Source organism: Pseudomonas sp. Z1-14, from assembly GCF_051132005.1.
In the GTDB taxonomy this organism is placed as follows: Bacteria; Pseudomonadota; Gammaproteobacteria; order Pseudomonadales; family Pseudomonadaceae; genus Aquipseudomonas.
Window position 1 is genome coordinate 4,886,516 of sequence record NZ_CP071646.1, and the last position, 21,813, is coordinate 4,908,328.

A 21,813-nucleotide genomic window follows, 5' to 3' on the forward strand; every position below is an offset into this window, starting at 1 on the left:
CTGCTCGCGAAGAGGCCGTCACATCCGACATGAATGTCGGCTGATGCAGCGCACTCGCGAGCAGGCTCGCTCCTACCCTGGCACTCATGCTATTGGATAAAGACCATCAGCCCAGTTGCTCAGCCACCGACTCCGGAATATCGGCGTTGGAATAAACGTTCTGCACATCGTCCAGGTCTTCAAGCATGTCGATCAGCTTGAGCACCTTCTCGGCGCCTTCCAGGTCGAGTTCGGCACTGGTGGTCGGCTGCATGACGATTTCCGCGTCGACCGGTTTGAAACCGGCAGCTTCAAGGGCATTACGCACGGCATAGAAGCTGGCGAACGAGGTGAACACGTCGAACGAACCGTCTTCGTGGCTGACCACGTCATCGGCATCGGCTTCCAGCGCCGCTTCGGTCAGCGCATCTTCATCGATGCCTGGCGCGAAGCTGATCTGCCCCTTGCGCTCGAACAGATAAGCCACCGAACCGTCGGTCCCCAGGTTGCCACCGCATTTGCTGAACGCATGGCGCACGGCCGCAGCGGTGCGGTTGCGGTTGTCGGTCATGCACTCGACCATGACCGCCACGCCGCCCGGGCCGTAGCCTTCATAGGTCAGCTCTTCGACATTGTCGGCCTCGGTGGCACCCGCGCCACGGGCAATGGCCCGGTCGATGATGTCGCGGCTCATGTTCGCGCCCAGTGCCTTGTCCAAGGCGAGGCGCAAGCGCGGATTGGAACCCGGATCGCCGCCACCCTGGCGGGCCGCGACCGTCAGCTCACGGATCCACTTGGTAAAGATCTTGCCCCTCTTGGCATCCTGACGTTCTTTGCGGTGCTTGATGTTCGCCCACTTGGAATGACCTGCCATAACTCGCTCCGGTTTTTCTTTGAAACATTGCCCGCCCCGCTTGCGCGGCAGCCAGCAATCGGAAATATCGACCCCAACGAAAAGGCGCATCCGAAGATGCGCCCTCAGGTGCCGGCCTTACTCAGCCTTTGGCTGTTCACGCAAACGGATATGCAACTCGCGCAGCGCCTTGGCATCCACCACGCCCGGAGCCTGGGTCATGACATCGGCCGCGCTCTGGGTTTTCGGGAATGCGATCACTTCGCGGATCGACTGGGCGCCGGTCATCAGCATCACCAGGCGATCCAGGCCGAAGGCCAGGCCACCGTGGGGCGGCGCACCGTACTTCAAAGCATCGAGCAGGAAGCCGAACTTCTCTTCCTGCTCGGCTTCGCTGATACCCAGCAGACGGAACACTGCCTGTTGCATTTCCTTGCGATGGATACGGATCGAACCGCCGCCCAGCTCGGTGCCGTTGAGGACCATGTCGTAGGCACGGGACAATGCGCCGGCCGGGTTGGCCTCCAACTCTTCAGGCGAGCACTTCGGCGCGGTGAACGGGTGGTGCAAGGCAGAGAAGCTGCCGTCGTCGTTTTCCTCGAACATCGGGAAGTCGACGACCCACATCGGCGCCCACTCGCAAGTCAGCAGTTTCAGGTCGTGACCCAGCTTGATGCGCAGCGCGCCCAGGGCTTCGCTGACGATCTTGGCTTTGTCGGCGCCAAAGAACACGATATCGCCATCGACCGCGCCCACGCGATCGAGGATCACGTTGAGGTTGGCTTCCGGGATGTTCTTGACGATCGGCGACTGCAGGCCGTCGATACCGGCGGCACGCTCGTTGACCTTGATGTACGCCAGGCCCTTGGCACCGTAGATGCCGACGAACTTGGTGTAATCGTCGATCTGCTTGCGCGGCATGCTGGCGCCGCCTGGAACACGCAGGGCGGCGATACGGCATTTCGGATCGTTGGCCGGACCACTGAAGACCTTGAATTCGACTTCCTTGAGCTGGTCCGCGACGTCCACCAGTTCCAGCGGGTTGCGCAGGTCAGGCTTGTCGGAACCGTAGCGACGCATGGCCTCTTCGAAGGTCATGTGCGGGAACTCGCCGAACTCAAGACCCAGCACTTCCCGGAACAGGTTGCGGATCATGCCCTCGGTCAGGCCCATGATGTCTTTTTCGTCGAGGAAGCTGGTCTCGATGTCGATCTGGGTGAATTCAGGCTGCCGGTCGGCACGCAGGTCTTCATCGCGGAAGCACTTGGCGATCTGGTAGTAGCGGTCGAACCCGGCCACCATCAGCAGCTGCTTGAACAACTGTGGCGATTGCGGCAAGGCGAAGAAACTACCGGGGTGGGTACGGCTCGGCACCAGGTAGTCGCGGGCGCCTTCCGGCGTGGCACGGGTCAGGATCGGCGTCTCGACGTCGAGGAAGCCGTTCTCGTCCAGGTAGCGACGGATGCTGGTGGTCATGCGCGAACGCAGGCGCAGCTTCTCGGCCATTTCCGGGCGACGCAGGTCGATGAAGCGGTAGCGCAGGCGGGTTTCCTCGCCCACGTCGGAATATTCGTTGAGTGGGAACGGCGGGGTTTCCGCTTCGTTCAGCACTTCCAGCTCGTAGCCCAGCACTTCGATCATGCCGGACGCCATGTTGGCGTTGCCGGCGCCGGCCGGACGCAGGCGCACCTTGCCGGTGATCTTGACCACGTATTCGCTGCGCACGCGGTCGGCGGTGGCAAAGGTTTCCGCGCGATCAGGGTCGAACACTACCTGGGCCAGGCCTTCACGATCACGGATATCGAGGAAAATCACCCCGCCATGGTCACGGCGACGATGAACCCATCCGCAAAGAGTAACTTCCTGACCTTCCAGGCTTTCGTTCAGTTGGCCGCAATAATGGCTGCGCATCATGGTCGTGGTTTCACTTCTCGTAATTCGAAATTCGGTTGGAGGCCCTGCCCGTGCAAGAACCCGCGCGTGTTCAACTCAGTCAGCCTTGTCGCCACCGGCCAGGTTCTTCTTGGCACCGGTCTTGAAGTCGGTTTCATACCAGCCGGTGCCGCCGAGGCGGAAACCTGGCATGGACAGCATCTTTTTCAGCTCCGGCGCCTGGCAGGCAGGGCAATCGACCAGCGGTGCCGCGCTGATTTTTTGAATGGCTTCCATCTGATGACCACAGGAAGCACATTGATAGTCGTACATCGGCATGGGGGTTGTCTCGGCAATCAGGTTATTCACGCAAAACCCGGGCTTTGCGGCAAAGAGCGGGATTATATCCATTAAATGCGGCCTGTGCAGCCGTAAGACCGCACAGGCATTGAGAGGGTTAGGCCTCGCGATGATCGGCGCCCAGATCCTTCAGGCTGTGCACCACGCAGACAACGCGCACCAACCCGCTGAAATTGCGCACGCCCCCGTGACGCAACTGCACCTCCCGATCCACATGGGAGAGCAACGTACTGACGGAGCAACTGTTGAGCTCGGCCATATCGCCGAGAATATCCCAATAGACTTGCTCAAGGCGTAAACAGGTGGCGAACCCGTTAAGCCGGATGGAGCGGGCCAGGGGCCGGGCCAGTTGCATATCGAACCCGCTGACGAACGGGTCGATGCTGACGGACTTGAGGCGCCCGCCTGCACCGCCCCTGGGTGCTTTTCCTTGAATCATACCGTTGACACTCCTTTGCCATACGAGCCTCAGTCAGGCCAAGCGGCCTGTGGCTCTATGGAAGCTCAACTCGAGCGCAAGCTCCAGATGACTTTTTGCCCATCAGCGTAGGAGATGACAACAGTAGCCCGAGGACGAATGACTCCGTCCTACCCCGGACCGCAGGCGATGATGCCAATGGCGGCACCATCACCCGATTGCGGATTACCGCTCGTCCAGCAGCGAACGCAGCATCCAGGCGGTTTTTTCATGAACCTGCATGCGCTGGGTCAGCAGGTCGGCGGTCGGCTCGTCGCTGACCTTGTCCAATAAAGGAAAGATTCCGCGGGCGGTACGTGTCACCGCCTCCTGGCCTTCGACCAGTTGCCGGATCATGTCCTCGGCGCCAGGCACGCCTTCCTCCTCCTTGATGGAAGACAGCCGCGCATACACCGAGTAGGCACCCGGCGCCGGAAAGCCCAGGGCACGGATTCGCTCGGCGATCAGGTCCACCGCCAGCGCCAGCTCGTTGTACTGCTCCTCGAACATCAAGTGCAGGGTCCGGAACATCGGCCCGGTGACGTTCCAATGGAAATTATGGGTCTTGAGGTAAAGCACGTAGGTGTCCGACAACAGGCGCGAAAGCCCGTCGACGATGGACTTGCGATCTTCTTCGCTGATACCGATATCAATTGCCATGTGTTTGATCTCCTGACGGTGATGAATTCGACAGCGGCCATTGCACTCTAGCGGGTGTCGCCATCTGTAGCCTGCGACTAATCGCCAGCCCTCCTGAACCGACAAGCCGGGATGGCGGAGGGTTCCGGCGCAGGGGAAAATTCAAGCTCCTTTACCGACCATCTTCAAGCGCCCCGCCGACGCTTTTCGGCCGACGAACAGCGTGTCACGGGCCCGTAACGGGTTTGAGAAGGCCGGGGCTTTGCTGTTAAATAGGCAGTGTGTCGCTACGCCTATTTTTCCGGGCGTCGCGCATAGGCTGATTCGGGTACGTGTTCCTACGCCTCTCATTGTTCTGGAGCGAACCGTCCCCGACCAGCTCTTCCTTGTGATCTGTCTTAACCGTGAGCCAATCAAAATGTTGAAAATCGTCCACTTGCTAATGGGCGCAGCTGCCCTGCTGCTGTCCTTCATCCCTAGCCTGGGTTCCGAAGCCACACCTTACCTGCAACATCCCGACGCGCTGTACCTGGCCTTTTTCGGCCTGCTCAACCTGACCCTGGCACCCGTCATCCCTTACTGGAACAAAGGTCCACGTCATCAACTGCAAAACCTTGTCAGCGCCCTGCTGGTGCTGGCCGTCGCCCTGCAAACACTGACCCTGCTGGCGCCCATGCCGGAAATCGGCGGCCAACCCGCCATTCTTTCCAGCCTGGCCGCCGCGTTGCTCGCTGTGTTACTGCACCTGGCCGTCAGCTTCTACAAGAAGTCGTCGCCGGCCGCCGCACCGCAGAACTACGACATGTCCAACCGTGATACCGGTACCGTGAAGTGGTTCAACACCTCCAAGGGGTTCGGCTTCATCTCCCGCGACTCCGGCGATGACATTTTTGTGCATTTCCGGGCCATTCGTGGCGAAGGCCATCGCGTCCTGGTCGAAGGCCAGCGCGTGGAGTTTTCCGTCATGCACCGTGACAAAGGCTTGCAGGCCGAAGATGTGATCGCCGCGCTGCCGCGCCGCTGATCCAGGCGTAAAAAAACCGCGATGCAGCCAGGCTGCTCGCGGTTTTTTATTGCCTGCCGTTCGGCCCCGGTCAGTAATGCGGTGGCGGCGCTTCTTCTTCAAAGGATTCGAACTGGCCGGCCATTTCCTCCTGACGTTTGAGCAACGCCGCCATCTGCAGCTGCAGACGTTCGACAACTCGCTGCTGCTCCACCAGCACGTCGTTTAATGCCTGGATGGTATCGTCCTGAAACGCCAGGCGGCTTTCAAGGTCGGTTACACGCTCTTCAAGGTTCATGGTTCAGCCCTCCAGGAACTTGAAATCATCGGTCAGGACCGCGCGCAAGCGTTCACGAATGACGCTTACCTGCTCGGCATCATAAGGCCGTGCCGGATGTTTGCCCCACACCGGCGCAGGCCATGCGGCATCCTCTCGCTTGCGCACGATCACATGCATGTGCAATTGACTGACGACGTTACCCAAGGTTGCAACATTCAATTTGTCGGCATCGAACGAGTCCTTGAGGGTTTCAGCCAGTGCCGTGGTTTCTTTCCACAACTGTTGTTGATCGGCGTCATCCAATTGAAACAATTCACTGATATTTTCCCGGCGCGGCACGAGGATGAACCACGGGTAATTGGAATCATTGGACAACAGCAAACGGCACAGCGGGAAATCGCCGATAGGCAATGTGTCTTGTTGCAGTCGTGGATCTAGGGCAAACACCGCGCGTACTCCTCGCTCATTGATCGATTGCGATCGAGCTGGCAGCCCGCAGGCCCGCCCGAGCACAGGAGACCAGCATACCTGTGAATGCCGGAACGTTCACTGCGCACCGTCTTTGCGCACCAATACCGCGCACCGGTACTTTAACGGCGCACCTCGAGCTGAGCAGACACAAGCCCTGTGCGGTTTTCGTACAGCTGGAAGATTTTTTGCACCAAAACAGCACAATGCGTCTACGCTCTGTGCACGAAGCATCCGCGTTTTACCCACCGAAGGGGTGAACCGGTAACGTTTTTGGTTGTCCGGCGCGGTTTACCCGCTTCAAACATGGCAGCTGCCCAGCAGTCAACCCCATTTAAAACAAGGCCTTTGGAGCCCGGTTTCATGAGGTTTCACCGCAACCGCAGCTAAAATGTGAAAAAAATGTAAAAGAAAACCGGATTTGTGCATGCTTGTTGCATTCATCCCAACATCGTCTACAGGGTAGCGTAGGAAGCGAAACCTGCAGGCTCGAAAATTAAAGTGGCAAGGCTGCCCTCAGGAGCGTCAAGCGTAGCAACCAGGGACTCTTTACACCGATGGCGAACCCAATAGAACAACTCTGAAGTTGTCAGTTCGGACGCCTCGGTTCAGCTGAAATACGACATGGATCGAGCCATTGGCGACATGGTCGTAAAGAAGCTGAAAGGTTGAATGGGCAAGTGTCGCCAAAGAATGTCGGCGTGATATAAGTTTGCGCCGACACAAAAAGAAAGAGCCGCCCAGATAAAAAAACAGGTGGGACGGCAGTACTCTTAAAACCAAAGGAGCAAATCACGATGCGCGTGATGAAGTGGAGCATGATCGCACTGGCCGTTGCTGCAGCAGCCAGTACTCAAATGGCTACGGCCGCACCTTTCGTAAGTGACCAGTCTGAAGCCAAAGGCTTTGTTGAAGACGCCAAGTTCGATTTGCTGCTGCGTAACTATTACTTCAACCGTGATAACAAAGACGGTGGCAACGACCAGAAAGACTGGACCCAAGGTATCTGGGGCAACTTCAGCTCTGGCTACACCCAAGGTACCGTAGGCGTCGGTGTCGATGCGTTTGGTTACCTGGCACTGAAACTGGACGGTGGCGACGGTACCGGTGGTACCGGCAACATGAGCCGCGGTGTCGATCGCGATGGCGACGGCGACTCCGATGGCCCCGTCAACGACAGCCAGGGCAAAGCCGGTGCAGCGATTAAGTTCCGCGTATCCAAAACCGAGCTGAAAGTTGGCGACATGCAGCCAAGCACCGCTCCAGTGTTCGCGATTGGCGGTTCCCGCGTCCTGCCTCAAACTGCCAGCGGTTTCCAACTGCAGAGCAGCGAAGTCAAAGACCTTGATCTCGAAGCCGGTCACTTCTACTCGGGTACCAGCCAGGACCGTAACGCACGCAATGGCGGCCTATGGGCTACCTACGCTAGCGTCGAAGCCAATACTATCGACTACCTGGGCGGCAAATATGCCATCAGCGAAAACCTGAGCGCATCGTTGTATGGCGCCAAGCTGGAAGACATCTGGAACCAGTACTACGCCAACCTGAACTACACCATCCCAATGGGCGGTGACCAGTCGTTGAACCTGGACGGTAACATCTACCGCACCACTGATGCCGGTAGCGCTGAAGCTGGCGACATCAGCAACACCACGTTCTCCCTGGCAGCGGCCTTCTCGTTCCTGAAAGCACACACCATCACCGTGGCCTTCCAGAAGGTCAACGGCGACACCCCGTTCGACTACATCGGCGTGGGCACGAACAACCGTGGCGGCGACTCGATCTTCCTCGCCAACTCCATTCAGTACTCCGACTTCAACGCACCTAACGAGAAATCTGCCCAGATCCGTTATGACTTGAAAATGGCTGAATACGGTGTTCCTGGTCTGAGCTTCATGACCCGTTACGTTAAGGGCTGGGACATCGACGGTACCGGTTTGGCTGCTAACAGCGTCTACCGTGACGACCTGGGCAACCCGCTGTACGGTGCAGACGGCAAGCACAACGAAACCAACTTCGAAGCCAAGTACGTTGTTCAGTCTGGCCCGGCCAAAGATCTTTCCTTCCGTATTCGTCAAGCCTGGCACTACGCTAACGCTGACGAAGGTGAAGGCGACGTCAAAGAGTTCCGCCTGATCGTCGACTACCCGATTTCGGTTCTGTAATTGCCGAAAGTCAGTTTGCGGTAATCAAAAAAAGACCCATCTTCGGATGGGTCTTTTTTATTGCGCTGAAGCTTGACCAGAAAATCAAATCGGTCAGGCCGATGCGGACTCCTGAACCACTCGAATCACGCGCTGAGGAAACGGAATATCGATACCGGCATCCTTCAAGCGGTCGCGGGCCTGTTCATTGAGCATGAACATCACGTTCCAGTAGTCCGCCGTCTTCACCCAGATGCGCAACGACACGGTGATCGAGCTGTCGCCCAAGGTGGAGATCACCGCTTCAGGTGCAGGATCGGTCAACACACGTTCGTCCTTGGCCAACTCCAGTAACACTTCCCGGGCCTTTTGCAGGTCGGCCTGGTAATCCACGCCCACGTCGAACACTACTTTGCGGGTCGGCTGGCGATTGGTGTTGGTGATGATGCCGTTCGACAGGTTGCCGTTGGGCACGATGACCGTCTTGTTGTCACCGGTACGCAGGACCGTGTGGAAGATCTGGATGCTGTCGACCGTTCCGGCCACGCCTTGGGCCTCGATCCAGTCACCGATGCGAAACGGACGAAACAGCAGGATCAGCACGCCGCCGGCGAAGTTCGCCAGGCTGCCTTGCAAGGCCAGGCCAATCGCCAGGCCTGCCGCACCGATGGCCGCAACGAAGGATGTGGTTTCCACACCAATCATCGAGGCGACGCTGACGATCAGCAGGATCTTCAGAATGATGTTTGCCAGGGTACTGATAAAGCCTTGCAGCGCGAGGTCGGCGTTACGCAGGGCCAGCAGCGCCCCGAGCTTCTGCGTCACCTTGTTGATCAGCCACCAGCCGATGGCCAGGGTGACAATTGCCAGCAACACGCGGCTGCCGTACTCCATGATCATCGGTATCCAGGCCTGGGAGGCCTTGACCAGGTGGTCTACTTCAGCGTTCAAGTCCATCTAATTCTCCTTTGTTCCTGTTGTACGCGGCATTTGTGGCGAGGGAGCTTGCTCCCGCTTGGGGGCGCAGCACCCACCAAAGGGGCCCGCAGCCCAGCGGGAGCAAGCTCCCTCGCCACAGTGGTTCCCTATAACCGAGGGGTCAATCGCGGAAGTTGTTGAACTGCAGCGGCATGCCGAATTCCTTGCCCCGCAGCGCGGCGATGGCTTCTTGCAGGTCGTCACGTTTCTTGCCAGTGACACGCACCTGCTCGCCCTGGATGGCGGCCTGGACCTTGAGCTTGGCGTCCTTGATATGAGCGACGATTTTCTTGGCCAGTTCCTTGTCGATGCCTTCCTTGAGCACAGCTTCCTGCTTCATCAGCTTGCCGGAGGCGAAGGCGTCCTTGACCTCAAGGCATTGCACGTCGATCTTGCGCTTGACCAGCGCCAGCTTGAGGATCTCGATCATCGCCTCGAGCTGGAAATCGGCCTCGGCGGTCAGGTTGACGGTCAGGTCCTTTTCCTTGAACTCGAAACTGCCCTTGCCCTTGAGGTCATACCGACGGTCGAGTTCCTTGACGGCGTTTTCAACGGCGTTGGTGACTTCGTGCTTGTCCAGTTCGGATACCACGTCGAATGACGGCATGTAGTGTTCTCCAAATAAAAAGGCGCGCTCATGACAAAGGCGCGCACTTGGCTTGTGGTTGAAATCGGGCTCATTATAACGGGTCTTTTCCCGTCGTTACCGCGAGCGCCTCAGATGCCTGCGCCAAACCGAGTAAAAAACTGATGTCCACCACCTGGCACGTCCTGGGCGCCGGCAGCCTCGGCACCTTGTGGGCGACGCGCCTGGCCCGGGCCGGCCTGCCGGTGCGGCTGGTGTTGCGCAATGAACAGCGGCTGCAGGCTTACCGGGAGGCCGGAGGGCTGACGCTGGTGGAACAAGGCCAGGCGCAGTGTTACCCGGTGCCAGGCGAAACCGCGCAGGGCCTCGAACCGATAAAACGCTTGCTGCTGGCCTGCAAGGCCTATGACGCGGAGGCGGCTGTGGCTTCGGTCGCCCATCGTCTGGATGGCGAGAGCGAACTGATCCTGCTGCAGAACGGCCTCGGCAGCCAGGACGCCGTGGCGAACCGCGTCCCCCAGGCCCGCTGTATCAGCGCCTCCAGCACCGAAGGCGCGTTTCGCGACGGTGACTGGCGCGTGGTGTTCGCCGGCCACGGCTACACCTGGCTGGGCGACCCCGCCCAGCCGGTGGCGCCGTTCTGGCTGGATGACCTGGGCATGGCCGGCATTCCCCACGAGTGGAGCGCCGACATCCTCACCCGCCTGTGGCGCAAACTGGCGCTCAACTGCGCAATCAACCCACTGACGGTACTGCATCAATGCAAGAACGGTGGCTTGCAGGAACACCGCTGCGAAGTGGCAACCCTTTGCGCGGAGCTCGCCGATCTGCTCGAACGCTGCGGCCAGCCGACGGCGGCTGAGGATTTAAAGTCGGAGGTGGAACGGGTGATCCAGGCCACAGCCGCCAACTATTCCTCCATGTACCAGGACGTTGCCAACCGGCGACGTACCGAAATCAGCTATCTGCTCGGCCATGCCTGCGCCGTCGCGCGGCGCCATGACGTGGCGGTGCCGCATCTTGAACAGATGCGCCAGCGCCTGATTGCCCACTTGGACAACCTCGGATTGCCCAGCGACTGAGCAGCGGCTACGCTGGCCCTCGTGTTCCCTTTCAGCGACGAGTCAGATGCCATTGCGCCAGCGCCTTGAAAATCTCCCGGTCGGCCAGAAACTGCTGGCGGCCCTGTTGGTATTGTTGACCACGGTTCTGCTGGTGGCCAACCTGACCTTTATCAGCGCGGCCTATTACATTTCCCAGGAAAGCATGGCACCCCAGGCCTTGCAGACCATCGGCCGACTGGTAGCCAACCCGAGCCTGATCTCCGACGCATTGCAATCGCCGCAAAGCGCCAAGCGCCTGCTCGATGAACTCAACAGCTATGCGCCGCTGCGGGCTGCGGCACTTTATGACGGTGACGGCGTACGCCTGGCCCAGTTGCAACAGGGCGAGAAGCTCAAGTTGCCGGAGCATTTCCGTAACATGCAGGCCTGGCAGGCCGGGGAGTTTCGCAGCAACCAGGTCATTACCCTGCCCCGCCCCGGCACGGCGCCCGGCCATCTCCTGCTGGTGGCCAGCAGCGAACTGCCCACCGCGTTCTACACCGGTACCCTGACCGCCAGCCTGGGCATCCTGATTTTCAGCGTGCTGTTGTGGCTGGTCATTGCCCAGCAGATCAAGCGGCTGATCACCCAGCCGATCCATCAACTCGAAGAGTTGTCGCGCCAGGTCACCCGCGAAGAAAACTATTCCCTGCGCGCCGCCCGGGGCAACCATGACGAAATCGGCAGTCTGGCCGAGGCGTTCAACACCATGCTCTCGCGGATCGAAGCCCGGGAGCAGCAGCTCAAGCGCGCCCGCGACGATTCCCAGGCCGCCTACGACCAGGCCCAGGGCCTGGCGGAAGAAACCCGTCACACCAACCGCAAGCTGGAGCTGGAAGTCCAGGTCCGCAGCAAGATCGAGAAAAAACTCACCGGCTTCCAGAACTACCTCAACAGCATCATCGACTCCATGCCGTCGGCGCTGATTGCCCTCGACGAGCAGCTCTATGTCACGCAATGGAACCAGGAGGCCAGCGCCCTTTCCGGCACCCGGCTGGACGAGGCGCTGAACCAGCCGATCTTCCTCGCCTTCGAGCCGCTCAAGCCGTACCTGCCGCAGCTCAAGCAGACGGTGGAACAGCACACGGTGGCCAAGATCGAGCGCGTCACCTGGACCAAGGACGATGAAGCCCGGCATTACGCCCTGACTTTCTATCCTTTGATGGGCGGTGCCGGGCGCGGCGTGGTGATCCGCATCGATGACATCACCCAGCGCCTGTCGCTGGAGGAAATGATGGTGCAATCGGAAAAAATGCTCTCGGTAGGCGGCCTCGCGGCGGGCATGGCCCATGAGATCAACAATCCGCTGGGGGCGATCCTGCACAACGTGCAGAATATTCGCCGACGCCTGTCTGCGGAATTGCCGAAGAACCTTGAGCAGGCCGAGCAGTTGGGGATCGATTTACCGGTGGTCAACCGCTACCTGGAAAGCCGGGAGATCCCGCAATTGCTCGATGGCATCCAGCAGGCCGGCGCCCGGGCAGCGAAAATCGTCACCCACATGCTCAGCTTCAGCCGCCGCAGCACAAGGCAGATGGCGCCTTGCGACCTGCCGGCACTCATCGACCAGGCTGTGGAAATTGCCGGTAACGACTTCGATCTGGCGATCGGTTTCGACTTCAAGGGCCAGGCGATCATCCGCCAGTTCGACCCCAACCTCGGCCCGGTGCCAGGCACCGCCAACGAACTGGAGCAGGTATTGCTCAACCTGTTGAAAAACGCCGCCCAGGCCATCCATCAACGCCAGGACGACAGCGAGCCCGGCCGTATCATCCTGCGTACACGGCTGAATCCGCCGTGGGCGGAAATCCAGGTCGAGGACAACGGCATCGGCATGAGCGAGAACGTGCGCAAGCGTACCTTCGAGCCGTTCTTTACCACCAAGGAGATCGGCCAGGGCACCGGGCTCGGATTGTCGGTGTCGTATTTCATCATCACCAACAACCACAAGGGCCAGATGGAAGTGCAATCAGCGCCGGGCCAAGGCACTTGCTTCACCCTGCGCCTGCCACTGGCGGGCACTTCGATGGTGGCGCAAGAACACAAGCAAGTGGAGCGCTGAACATGGGTTTTCGTCTGTCGAAGATTTACACCCGTACCGGGGACAAAGGTGAAACCGGACTGGGGGATGGTCGCCGAGTGGCGAAGGATCATCCGCGGATCGAGGCCATCGGCGAAGTGGATACGCTGAACAGCCAACTGGGCTTGTTGCTGGCCGGGCTTGCCGCCGAAATGGAACGTTACCCGGCGTTGAAGGAAGTAACCGAGGTGCTGGCGCCTTGTCAGCATCGGCTGTTCGACCTCGGCGGCGAGCTGGCGATGCCGGCCTATCAGGCCCTGAACGATGCAGAAGTGGCGCGCCTGGAAGCGGCCATCGATATGTGGAATGAAGAGTTGGGGCCGCTGGAGAATTTCATCCTGCCCGGCGGCTCGACCCTGATCGCCCAGGCCCATGTGTGCCGCAGTCTGGCCCGTAGCGCCGAGCGCCGTTGCCAACAGTTGAACGCAGTGGAACCACTGGCCGGGCCGGGGCTGGCGTATATCAATCGGTTGTCGGACCTGCTGTTCGTGGCGGCGCGGGTCATCGCCCGGCGCCAGGGTGTGGCGGAAGTGCTTTGGGAGGCGGCGGCAAAGCCTGGGAGTTGAAGCATAGGCGCCTGTCAGGGCCTCTTCGCGAGCAGGCTCGCTCCCACAGAGGTTTTGTGAACGCCGAAATCCAGTGTGGGAGCGAGCCTGCTCGCGAAGCGGCCAGCAGCCACACCGCAGCATCAGGCTTCAGGCCAGAACGCCCGAATCCCTGCCACCCCTTGCGCCCCGGCTTCCCAGGCTTTCTGCCGCTGATCGGGGCCTACCCCGCCCAACAGATACACCGGCCTGTCGAACCCCTCGATCAGTCGCGCAGCCTCTTCCCACCCCAATGGCTGCGCATCGGGATGGGTCTGGGTCGGTTGCACGGGGGACAACGTCACGAAATCCACGCCCATCTGCTGAGCCAGGGAGAGTTCCTCGGCGTTGTGGCACGAGGCCGCCAGCCAGCGGTCGGTGCCGAACGGCCGACCCGCCGCCGCATGCTTGCGCAGTTGCGCGGCGGTGATATGCCAGCCGGCAGACGGAAAGTCACCCAGCCATTCGAACGGGCCCTTGAGCATCAATTGCGCCTTGCCGGCACACAGCCCCACCGCGTCCACCGCCAGGTCACGGTATTGCGGGTCGTAACCGTTGGGCGCGCGCAGTTGCAGTAGCTTGATCCCGCCAGCAACAGCCTTTTGAATGCCACGCAGCAAGGCGCGCGTTTCAAGGCCTTCAGGGGTGATCAGGTACTCGCCCGGCAAACGGGCCGCCGCGACGATCGGCTGATTGGCCGCTGGAAACTCGTAGTTGGTCAATTCACGGGCCGTCACCCAGGCAAGCGGCTGGCCTTCGGCGCCATGGGGCTCGCCGCTGAACGCCGAGACTTCCCAGACATCCAGCAACACCTGCTTGTCCGGATAATCGTGGCGCACCTTGATCAGTGGCCGGGCAGCGCTGACGACAATGCCCAACTCTTCGAGAAGCTCCCGGGCCAGGGCCGTTTCGACCGACTCATCAGCCTCGACCTTGCCCCCCGGAAACTCCCACAGGCCGCCCTGATGCTGGGAATCGGCCCGGCGGGCAATCAGGATTCTGCCGGCGGCGTCGCGAATGACTGCCGCCGCTACATGTACGCGTTTCACCGGGCGATTTCCTCCAGGCCAGCTTGTTGCCACGTTTTGAAGGCCGGCCATTGATAAAGGGTTTCAACGTAGGCCGCGTCGACTTCCGGCAGTTCCACCTGGTAGGTGCGCAAGCGCACGGCAATCGGCGCAAAAAATACGTCAGCCAGGCTCAGGGTACCAAACAGGTAGGGACCGGCTTCGGTAGCCGCCGCGCGGCACTCTGCCCACAACGCCAGCATCCGCTGGATTTCCGCCTGCACATCCGCCGGAATCGGGGACAACGGCGCATCGCGGCCCAGGTCGAACGGCATGTGGGTGCGGATGGCAAAAAAACCACTGTGCATCTGTGCACAGGCCGAACGAGCCTGGGCCCGTGCCGCTACATCCTTGGGCCAGAGACCGGCCTCGGGAAACAGCTCGGCCAGGTACTCGGCAATCGCCAGGGAGTCGGCGATCACGCCGAACTCGGTCTTGAGCAGCGGGACCTTGGCCGTGGCCGAATACTTCAGAAGTTTTTCGCGGGTGTCGGGCTGGCCGAGCCTGACCAGTTCTTCGGTGTACTTCGCGCCGGTCAACGACAGGGCCAGCGCGCCCCGCAGGGACCAGGATGAAGCTCGTTTATCGCCGATGATCAGGTGCAGGCTCATGTGGATTCCTTTCTTGTGGTTCTGGGGGTATTTGTACTGCCGCCTTCGCGAGCAGGCTCGCTCCCACACTGAATCTGCGGCGTCACAGAATCCCTGTGGGAGCGAGCCTGCTCGCGAATGGAACGACTCGGTTTTAAGTCCGATACTCAGCGTTGATCTTGACGTACTCGTGGGACAGATCGGTGGTCCAGATCGTTTCGCTGCAATCGCCACGCCCCAGCTCGATGCGGATGGTGATTTCCTCCTGCTGCATCACCGCCGCGCCCTGCGCCTCGGTGTAGGTCGTCGCCCGGGCGCCCTGGCTGGCGATGCAGACCTCACCGAGGAAGACGTCGATCTTGCTCACGTCCAGCTCAGGCACCCCGGCGCGGCCGACAGCGGCGAGAATACGACCCCAGTTCGGGTCGGAAGCAAACAGTGCGGTCTTGATCAGCGGCGAATGCGCCACGGTATAACCGACGTCCAGGCATTCCTGGTGATTACCACCACCGTTGACCTGTACGGTAACGAACTTGGTCGCGCCTTCGCCGTCGCGGACGATGGCCTGGGCCACTTCCATGCACACCTCGAACACCGCCTGCTTCAGCGCCGCGAACAGCGGACCGCTGGCTTCGGTGATCTCCGGCAGGTTGGCCTTGCCGGTGGCGATCAGCATGCAGCAGTCGTTGGTCGAGGTGTCGCCGTCGATGGTGATGCGGTTGAAGGACTTGTTGGCGCCGTCGAGCATCAGGTCCTGCAACACCTGGCGGGAGACCTTGGCGTCGGTGGCGATGTAACCGAGCATGGTCGCCATGTTCGGGCGGATCATGCCGGCGCCCTTGCTGATGCCGGTCACGGTCACGGTCACGCCGTCGTGCTGGAACTGGCGGCTCGCGCCCTTGGGCAGGGTGTCGGTGGTCATGATGCCGGTGGCGGCCGCGGCCCAGTTGTTTTCCGAGAGGTCATCAAGGGCGGCTTGCAGCGCGCCTTCGATTTTTTCGACCGGCAGCGGTTCGCCGATCACACCCGTGGAGTACGGCAGCACCTGGCTGGCGTCGACACCGGTCAGTTCAGCCAGCCTGGCGCAGGTGCGCTCGGCAGCGGCCAGGCCTGGCGCGCCGGTGCCGGCGTTGGCGTTACCGGTGTTGGTCAGCAGGTAACGCACCGGCCCTTGCACGCGTTGCTTGGCCAGGATCACCGGCGCGGCGCAAAACGCATTGAGCGTGAACACGCCGGCGACCGTCGAGCCCTCGGCGCAACGCATGACCACCACATCCTTGCGCCCGGGACGCTTGATGCCCGCCGAGGCGATACCAAGTTCAAAACCGGCAACCGGGTGCAACGTTGGCAACGGACCAAGACCAACAGCCATGAATGCGCTCCTTATAAAATTATTTCAGCACCGCCTTCATCAAGACGGCGAATCAAATGGCAAAACGCCGCGACAAGAGACTCTTGTCGCGGCGCGGGTCGCTCAGCGTTGAAACGGGTTTATTGGATCTGCCCGTGGCAATGCTTGTATTTCTTGCCCGAGCCGCAATAGCACAGCTCGTTTCGGCCCAGTTTCTGCTCGTTGCGTACCGGTGCGGTGGCCAGTGCCACGTCCACATCGACGCCCTCTTCCATCGCCTGGACCACTTCCAGGCCCGGAGCTTCGGCGTGCTCGAACTGCATGCGCGCGGCCAGGGCTTCGGCCTCCTGGCGCAGGCGGGCTTCTTCTTCGACCGGATCTTCGCGGCGAACCTGAACGTGGGACAGGACCCGGATCGAGTCGCGCTTGATCGAATCCAGCAGCTCGGAGAACAGCGTGTAGGACTCGCGCTTGTATTCCTGCTTCGGATTCTTCTGCGCGTAGCCACGCAAGTGGATACCGTGGCGCAGGTGATCCATGGTCGACAGATGGTCTTTCCACAGGTCGTCCAGCACCCGCAGCACGATTTGCTTCTCGAACGAGCGCAGCGCTTCGGCGCCGGCCTGGTCTTCTTTCTCGTTGTACGCGGCGATCAGTTCGGTCAGAAGTTTCTCGCGCAGCGTTTCTTCGTAGAGGTGATCGTCCTCGTCGAGCCACTGCTGGATCGGCAACGACACGCCGAAATCACTGCGCAGGGAGGCTTCCAGACCAGCAACGTCCCACTGCTCCGGCAGCGACTGCGGCGGAATGTGTGCGCTGACAGTGGCGTCGAGCACTTCGCGGCGGAAATCGGCGATGGTTTCGCCAATGTCGTCGGCGGCCAACAGGCTGTTGCGCATGTGATAGATCACTTTGCGCTGCTCGTTGTTGACGTCGTCGAACTCAAGCAACTGCTTGCGGATGTCGAAGTTGCGGCCCTCGACCTTGCGCTGCGCCTTCTCGATGGCGTTGGTCACCATGCGGTGCTCGATCGCCTCGCCCGGCTGCATGCCCAGGGCCTTCATGAAATTCTTCACCCGATCAGAGGCGAAGATGCGCATCAGGCTGTCTTCCAGGGACAGGTAGAAGCGGCTGGAGCCGGCGTCGCCCTGGCGACCGGCACGGCCACGCAGCTGGTTGTCGATACGGCGCGATTCGTGACGCTCGGACGCGATCACCTGCAAGCCACCGGATTCGAGCACCTGCTGGTGACGCTTCTGCCAGTCGGCCTTGATCTGCGCGATCTGCTCGGGGGTCGGGTTTTCCAGCGAAGCCACTTCGACTTCCCAGTTGCCGCCCAGCAGGATGTCGGTACCACGGCCGGCCATGTTGGTGGCGATGGTCAACGCACCCGGGCGACCGGCCTGGGCGATGATCTCGGCTTCCTTCTCGTGGAACTTGGCGTTGAGGACCTTGTGCTCGATACCTTCCTTGGCGAGCAAGGCGGACATGTGCTCGGAGGTCTCGATGGTGGCGGTACCCACCAGGATCGGACGGCCCTGGGCCATGCCTTCCTTGATGTCGTTGATGATCGCCGCGTATTTCTCTTCGGCGGTCAGGAACACCAGGTCGTTGTAGTCCTTGCGCGCCAGCGGCTTGTTCGGCGGAATCACCACCACTTGCAGGCCGTAGATCTGGTGGAATTCGAACGCTTCGGTGTCGGCGGTACCGGTCATGCCGGACAGTTTGTTGTACAGGCGGAAGTAGTTCTGGAACGTGGTCGAGGCCAGGGTCTGGCTCTCGGCCTGGATGTTCAGGCCTTCCTTCGCTTCGATGGCCTGGTGCAGGCCTTCGGACAGGCGACGGCCCGGCATGGTGCGGCCGGTGTGTTCGTCAACCAGTACGACCTGGCCGTCCTGGACGATGTATTCGACGTTGCGATGGAACAGCTTGTGGGCACGCAGGCCGGCGTAGACGTGGGTCAGCAGGCCCAGGTTATGGGCCGAGTAGAGGCTTTCGCCTTCAGCCAGCAGGCCGACGCGGGTCAGCATCTCTTCGATGAACTGGTGACCGGATTCGTTGAGCTCGACCTGGCGGGTCTTCTCGTCGACGGTGTAGTGGCCGGGCTGGGTCACTTCGCCTTCGACTTCTTCGACGTGCAGCTGGAGCTGCGGGATCAGCTTGTTGATCTCGATGTACAGCTTGGAGCTGTCTTCGGCCTGCCCGGAAATGATCAGCGGCGTACGGGCTTCGTCGATGAGGATGGAGTCGACTTCGTCGATCACGGCAAAGTTGAGTTCGCGCTGGAATTTTTCTTCCATGCTGAACGCCATGTTGTCGCGCAGGTAGTCGAAACCGAATTCGTTGTTGGTGCCGTAGGTGATGTCCGAGGCGTAGGCCGCGCGCTTCTCTTCCGGCGGCTGGAACGGCGTGACCACGCCGACCGTCAGGCCGAGGAATTCATAGAGCGGGCGCATCCAGTTGGCGTCGCGGCGGGCCAGGTAGTCGTTGACCGTCACCACGTGCACGCCCTTGCCGGACAGTGCGTTGAGATATACCGCCAGGGTCGCCACCAGGGTCTTGCCTTCACCGGTGCGCATTTCGGCGATCTTGCCTTCATGCAAGGTCATGCCGCCGATCAACTGGACGTCGAAGTGGCGCATGCCCATGACCCGCTTGCCGGCTTCACGGCAGACCGCGAAAGCTTCGGGCAGGATCTGGTCAAGGGTCTCGCCCTTGGCGATGCGGTCCTTGAATTCGGCGGTCTTGGCGCGTAACTGATCGTCCGAAAGGGCCACCATTTGCTCTTCGAAGGCATTGACGATCTGTACCGTCTTGAGCATGCGTTTGACTTCACGCTCGTTCTTGCTTCCAAAAAGTTTCTTTAACAAAGGCGCAAACATATCGGCAGGATCTTCCACACTAAAGGGATGGAGGGCGGCCCCATGAGTCGCCCGTGCAGCCCTCATGGCCGCATGCGAACGAGCATTCTACCCGGAAACGATGGAGAGGAAAGTGGCGTTATTCCACGATGCTGGCACAGCGCTGTGACGGGGCCTCCCTAAAATAAGGGCTTTTGCGCGAACTTCAACCCACAAAACGCAGAAGTTACTCATTGATTATGCGAGTAAAAGCCACCGGGCGGCAGGGCTCGGGCGTATCTGGCGCTTTCTGCTACCATGGCGCCTTTGTCACTTGCGGTAATCAACCATGGCCTTTCGCCCTCTTCCAGCCAAGGCGCCCGCCGTTCTGCTGCGCGAAGCCAAGCCGCTGAAAGCCATCTTCGGCCACGCCAGACGCCTGGGGCACCTGCAGCGCCTGCTCGACAGCCAGCTACAGCCCGCTGCGCGCGAGCATTGTCACGTAGCGTCCTGGCGGGAAGGCAGTTTGTTGCTGATCGTCACCGACGGTCACTGGGCCACGCGCCTGCGCTACCAGCAAAAGCGCCTGCTGCGCCAATTGCAGGCATTCGAGGAGTTCGCCAACCTGACGCGAATCCTGTTCAAGGTCCAGCCGCCCACGGTGCAAGTCGGCGCCAAGGGTCATACGCTGGATCTGTCCACCGACGCTGCCGCCACCATCCAGGCCACGGCCGATGGCATCAGCGACCCCAACCTGCGGGCAGCGCTGGAGCGATTGGCGGCCCATGCGCGGCCCAAGGATTGAGATTTTTTTCGGCTGTTGAATAGCCTTCGCGGGCAAGCCCGCTCCCACAATGGATCTGCATGAGGCACAAGATTTGCGCGCGCAGGAGATCTCCTGTGGGAGCGAGCCTGCTCGCGAAGGGAGCGATTCGGTTTCTGCCTACCGCCGCTTGCTGCCCCCCAGCAACGACCCCATCAACCCACGCACCAACTGCCGGCCCAACTGATTGGCCGCCTGGCGCATCGCCGATTTCAGCGCCTGGCCGGCCGCGGTGCCGAGGAATTCCCCGGCCTTTTCGGTGAAGCTCGGTTCCTCGGTCGCCGGTTTGCCTGGCGCGGCTTCGGCCTGCGGCTCCAGCCCCTTGCGCCCCATCAGCACTTCATAGGCCGACTCGCGGTCGATGGGTTTGTCATAACGGCCCTGCAACGGTGAGCTGGCGATCAGCCCGGCACGCTCGGCCGCGGTCAACGGCCCGATGCGCGACTGCGGCGGCGCCACCAGCACACGCTGGACCATTTCCGGCGTGCCTTTTTCCTGCAAGGTGCCGACCAACGCTTCACCGATGCCCAGCTCGGTCAGCACCGCCAGGGCATCGAATTGCGGATTTGGTCGAAAACCGTCAGCCACCGCCCGCAGGGATTTCTGTTCCTTGGCGGTGAACGCCCGCAGACCATGCTGGATGCGCAACCCCAGCTGCGCGAGCACGTCGTCCGGCAGATCGCCCGGCGACTGGGTGACAAAATACACCCCGACGCCCTTGGAGCGGATCAGCCGCACCACTTGTTCCAGGCGCTCCTGCAACGCCTTGGGCGTGCCGGCGAACAACAAATGTGCCTCATCGAAAAACAACGCCAGCAAGGGTTTGTCCGCATCGCCGCGCTCGGGCAGTTGCTCGAACAGCTCGGCCAGCAGCCACAGCAGGAATGCCGCGTAGACTTTCGGCGCTTCATGGACCAGGCGACTGGCGTCCAGCAGATGAATGCGGCCACGGCCGTCACTGGCCGGTTGCAGGATGTCTTCAAGCTGCAACGCCGGTTCGCCGAACAAGGCGTCCGCGCCCTGCTGTTCCAGGGTGGACAGTCGGCGCATCAAGGCCTGGCTGGAACCGGTGGTCATCAGGGCCGCGTCGTCCCCGAGCAATTCAGGGTTGTCCTTGAGATGATTGAGCAGCGCCTTCAGGTCCTTGAGGTCGAGCAGCAACAGGCCCTCGCGGTCGGCGACCTTGAACGCTGCGTACAACGCCGCTTGCTGGCTGTCCGTCAGTTCCAGCAGGCTGCCGAGCAACAACGGGCCCATTTCACTCAACGTGGTGCGCAGCGGATGACCGGACTGGCCGTGGATATCCCACAAGGTCACCGGATAGGCCTGGGGCTCATGGCCGAGCCAGGGCATGCCGGCGATGCGCTCGGCGATCTTGCCTTGAGGATTGCCGGCGGCGCCGAGGCCGCACAGGTCACCCTTGATGTCCGCCGCGAACACCGCCACGCCGGCATCGCTGAACATCTCGGCCAGGCGCTGCAAGGTGACGGTCTTGCCGGTGCCGGTGGCGCCCGCCACCAGCCCATGACGATTGGCCAGGCGCATGGCCTGGGCGACAGGTTGGCCGGCCAGGTCGGCCCCGATAACGAGTTGCGATGAATCAGGCATTTGGTCACCTGTGGGTTTGCGGTATGACGCCATTTTGCGCGCTTATATAAAAGCATGCCCAGTGCAATAAGGCCCGAGCGGCAGAATAATAGCCTGCAACCAGCACTGGCCCCTTCGCGAGCAGGCTCGCTCCCACAATTTGGACCTA

20 protein-coding genes are annotated in these 21,813 nt (G+C 61.0%); 6 read left to right on the plus strand and 14 right to left on the minus strand.

Going from position 1 to position 21,813, the window contains the following annotated elements; all coding sequences use genetic code 11:
• Positions 1-106 precede the first annotated feature (106 nt).
• The 5 genes from J3P89_RS22600 to J3P89_RS22620 form a co-directional block, all read right to left on the minus strand.
• Complete coding sequence (locus tag J3P89_RS22600; RefSeq protein WP_305496404.1) at positions 107-853, minus strand: YebC/PmpR family DNA-binding transcriptional regulator; 747 nt, start codon at positions 851-853, stop codon at positions 107-109.
• Between the two features lie 117 nt (positions 854-970).
• The gene (gene aspS, locus J3P89_RS22605; protein ID WP_305496406.1) at positions 971-2,746 is read right to left on the minus strand and encodes an aspartate--tRNA ligase; all 1,776 of its coding nucleotides are present in this window, start codon (positions 2,744-2,746) and stop codon (positions 971-973) included.
• Positions 2,747-2,821: 75 nt separating this feature from the next.
• On the minus strand, positions 2,822-3,043 hold the full coding sequence (locus J3P89_RS22610) for an FmdB family zinc ribbon protein (protein ID WP_003178589.1): 222 nt from the start codon (positions 3,041-3,043) through the stop codon (positions 2,822-2,824).
• A 118-nt stretch (positions 3,044-3,161) separates the two neighbouring features.
• Positions 3,162-3,503 (minus strand): ribbon-helix-helix domain-containing protein, encoded by a 342-nt coding sequence (locus J3P89_RS22615; RefSeq protein WP_434695705.1) that lies wholly within the window; start codon positions 3,501-3,503, stop codon positions 3,162-3,164.
• A 204-nt stretch (positions 3,504-3,707) separates the two neighbouring features.
• Complete coding sequence (locus J3P89_RS22620; protein ID WP_305496408.1) at positions 3,708-4,181, minus strand: Dps family protein; 474 nt, start codon at positions 4,179-4,181, stop codon at positions 3,708-3,710.
• Between the two features lie 397 nt (positions 4,182-4,578).
• On the opposite strand from J3P89_RS22620, the gene J3P89_RS22625 reads away from it, so the two are divergent.
• Positions 4,579-5,184 (plus strand): cold-shock protein, encoded by a 606-nt coding sequence (locus tag J3P89_RS22625; protein ID WP_186611670.1) that lies wholly within the window; start codon positions 4,579-4,581, stop codon positions 5,182-5,184.
• 70 nt (positions 5,185-5,254) lie between these two features.
• Here the strand turns inward: J3P89_RS22625 and J3P89_RS22630 are convergent, their stop codons facing one another.
• Together J3P89_RS22630 and J3P89_RS22635 are read right to left on the minus strand one after the other, a co-directional pair.
• Positions 5,255-5,461: a SlyX family protein gene (locus J3P89_RS22630; RefSeq protein ID WP_217861372.1), complete on the minus strand. Its 207-nt coding sequence runs from the start codon at positions 5,459-5,461 to the stop codon at positions 5,255-5,257.
• 3 nt (positions 5,462-5,464) lie between these two features.
• Positions 5,465-5,890 (minus strand): HIT family protein, encoded by a 426-nt coding sequence (locus tag J3P89_RS22635; protein WP_434695706.1) that lies wholly within the window; start codon positions 5,888-5,890, stop codon positions 5,465-5,467.
• 818 nt (positions 5,891-6,708) lie between these two features.
• Here J3P89_RS22635 and J3P89_RS22640 point away from each other — a divergent pair.
• Positions 6,709-8,076 (plus strand): OprD family porin, encoded by a 1,368-nt coding sequence (locus J3P89_RS22640; RefSeq protein ID WP_434695707.1) that lies wholly within the window; start codon positions 6,709-6,711, stop codon positions 8,074-8,076.
• A gap of 93 nt (positions 8,077-8,169) precedes the next feature.
• Here J3P89_RS22640 and J3P89_RS22645 read toward each other — a convergent pair whose 3' ends face one another.
• Positions 8,170-9,012, minus strand: a complete 843-nt coding sequence (locus J3P89_RS22645) for a mechanosensitive ion channel family protein (protein WP_305496415.1) — start codon at positions 9,010-9,012, stop codon at positions 8,170-8,172.
• A gap of 142 nt (positions 9,013-9,154) precedes the next feature.
• Positions 9,155-9,640 carry a YajQ family cyclic di-GMP-binding protein gene (locus tag J3P89_RS22650; protein WP_042728748.1) on the minus strand — a complete coding sequence of 162 codons (486 nt, stop codon included), beginning with the start codon at positions 9,638-9,640 and terminating at the stop codon, positions 9,155-9,157.
• Positions 9,641-9,783: 143 nt separating this feature from the next.
• On the opposite strand from J3P89_RS22650, the gene J3P89_RS22655 reads away from it, so the two are divergent.
• From J3P89_RS22655 to J3P89_RS22665, 3 genes are read left to right on the plus strand one after another with little or no spacing between them, the layout of a single operon-like run.
• The gene (locus J3P89_RS22655) at positions 9,784-10,701 is read left to right on the plus strand and encodes a putative 2-dehydropantoate 2-reductase (protein WP_434695708.1); all 918 of its coding nucleotides are present in this window, start codon (positions 9,784-9,786) and stop codon (positions 10,699-10,701) included.
• 46 nt (positions 10,702-10,747) lie between these two features.
• Positions 10,748-12,784 (plus strand): sensor histidine kinase, encoded by a 2,037-nt coding sequence (locus J3P89_RS22660; RefSeq protein WP_434602950.1) that lies wholly within the window; start codon positions 10,748-10,750, stop codon positions 12,782-12,784.
• Positions 12,785-12,786: 2 nt separating this feature from the next.
• Complete coding sequence (locus J3P89_RS22665) at positions 12,787-13,368, plus strand: cob(I)yrinic acid a,c-diamide adenosyltransferase (RefSeq protein ID WP_434695709.1); 582 nt, start codon at positions 12,787-12,789, stop codon at positions 13,366-13,368.
• A gap of 122 nt (positions 13,369-13,490) precedes the next feature.
• Here J3P89_RS22665 and J3P89_RS22670 read toward each other — a convergent pair whose 3' ends face one another.
• From J3P89_RS22670 to secA, 4 genes are all read right to left on the minus strand, one after another.
• Positions 13,491-14,435 carry a Nudix family hydrolase gene (locus J3P89_RS22670; RefSeq protein ID WP_434695710.1) on the minus strand — a complete coding sequence of 315 codons (945 nt, stop codon included), beginning with the start codon at positions 14,433-14,435 and terminating at the stop codon, positions 13,491-13,493.
• Complete coding sequence (locus tag J3P89_RS22675) at positions 14,432-15,064, minus strand: glutathione S-transferase family protein (protein ID WP_434695711.1); 633 nt, start codon at positions 15,062-15,064, stop codon at positions 14,432-14,434. The genes J3P89_RS22670 and J3P89_RS22675 overlap by 4 nt, the downstream gene beginning before the upstream one ends.
• A 133-nt stretch (positions 15,065-15,197) precedes the next feature.
• Positions 15,198-16,415, minus strand: a complete 1,218-nt coding sequence (gene argJ, locus J3P89_RS22680; protein ID WP_434653534.1) for a bifunctional glutamate N-acetyltransferase/amino-acid acetyltransferase ArgJ — start codon at positions 16,413-16,415, stop codon at positions 15,198-15,200.
• 119 nt (positions 16,416-16,534) lie between these two features.
• A complete protein-coding gene (gene secA, locus J3P89_RS22685) occupies positions 16,535-19,276 on the minus strand; it encodes a preprotein translocase subunit SecA (protein WP_305496429.1) in 2,742 nt (913 codons plus the stop codon).
• A gap of 307 nt (positions 19,277-19,583) precedes the next feature.
• Here secA and J3P89_RS22690 point away from each other — a divergent pair, with 307 nt between their 5' ends.
• Complete coding sequence (locus J3P89_RS22690) at positions 19,584-20,039, plus strand: DUF721 domain-containing protein (RefSeq protein WP_053124648.1); 456 nt, start codon at positions 19,584-19,586, stop codon at positions 20,037-20,039.
• Between the two features lie 138 nt (positions 20,040-20,177).
• Here the strand turns inward: J3P89_RS22690 and J3P89_RS22695 are convergent, their stop codons facing one another.
• Complete coding sequence (locus J3P89_RS22695) at positions 20,178-21,665, minus strand: helicase HerA-like domain-containing protein (RefSeq protein ID WP_434695713.1); 1,488 nt, start codon at positions 21,663-21,665, stop codon at positions 20,178-20,180.
• Between the last annotated feature and the right edge of the window lie 148 nt (positions 21,666-21,813).

Excerpts from the sequence above, each read along its gene's own strand:
- J3P89_RS22620 (WP_305496408.1), bottom strand. The coding sequence starts at position 4,181 with ATGGCAATTGATATCGGTATCAGCGAAGAAGATCGCAAGTCCATCGTC.
- J3P89_RS22610 (WP_003178589.1), bottom strand. The coding sequence starts at position 3,043 with ATGCCGATGTACGACTATCAATGTGCTTCCTGTGGTCATCAGATGGAA.
- J3P89_RS22660 (WP_434602950.1), top strand. The coding sequence starts at position 10,748 with ATGCCATTGCGCCAGCGCCTTGAAAATCTCCCGGTCGGCCAGAAACTG.
- J3P89_RS22630 (WP_217861372.1), bottom strand. The coding sequence starts at position 5,461 with ATGAACCTTGAAGAGCGTGTAACCGACCTTGAAAGCCGCCTGGCGTTT.
- J3P89_RS22695 (WP_434695713.1), bottom strand. The coding sequence starts at position 21,665 with ATGCCTGATTCATCGCAACTCGTTATCGGGGCCGACCTGGCCGGCCAA.
- J3P89_RS22645 (WP_305496415.1), bottom strand. The coding sequence starts at position 9,012 with ATGGACTTGAACGCTGAAGTAGACCACCTGGTCAAGGCCTCCCAGGCC.
- J3P89_RS22600 (WP_305496404.1), bottom strand. The coding sequence starts at position 853 with ATGGCAGGTCATTCCAAGTGGGCGAACATCAAGCACCGCAAAGAACGT.
- J3P89_RS22640 (WP_434695707.1), top strand. The coding sequence starts at position 6,709 with ATGCGCGTGATGAAGTGGAGCATGATCGCACTGGCCGTTGCTGCAGCA.
- aspS (WP_305496406.1), bottom strand. The coding sequence starts at position 2,746 with ATGATGCGCAGCCATTATTGCGGCCAACTGAACGAAAGCCTGGAAGGT.
- J3P89_RS22690 (WP_053124648.1), top strand. The coding sequence starts at position 19,584 with ATGGCCTTTCGCCCTCTTCCAGCCAAGGCGCCCGCCGTTCTGCTGCGC.
- J3P89_RS22650 (WP_042728748.1), bottom strand. The coding sequence starts at position 9,640 with ATGCCGTCATTCGACGTGGTATCCGAACTGGACAAGCACGAAGTCACC.
- J3P89_RS22655 (WP_434695708.1), top strand. The coding sequence starts at position 9,784 with ATGTCCACCACCTGGCACGTCCTGGGCGCCGGCAGCCTCGGCACCTTG.
- secA (WP_305496429.1), bottom strand. The coding sequence starts at position 19,276 with ATGTTTGCGCCTTTGTTAAAGAAACTTTTTGGAAGCAAGAACGAGCGT.
- J3P89_RS22625 (WP_186611670.1), top strand. The coding sequence starts at position 4,579 with ATGTTGAAAATCGTCCACTTGCTAATGGGCGCAGCTGCCCTGCTGCTG.
- argJ (WP_434653534.1), bottom strand. The coding sequence starts at position 16,415 with ATGGCTGTTGGTCTTGGTCCGTTGCCAACGTTGCACCCGGTTGCCGGT.
- J3P89_RS22665 (WP_434695709.1), top strand. The coding sequence starts at position 12,787 with ATGGGTTTTCGTCTGTCGAAGATTTACACCCGTACCGGGGACAAAGGT.
- J3P89_RS22615 (WP_434695705.1), bottom strand. The coding sequence starts at position 3,503 with ATGATTCAAGGAAAAGCACCCAGGGGCGGTGCAGGCGGGCGCCTCAAG.
- J3P89_RS22675 (WP_434695711.1), bottom strand. The coding sequence starts at position 15,064 with ATGAGCCTGCACCTGATCATCGGCGATAAACGAGCTTCATCCTGGTCC.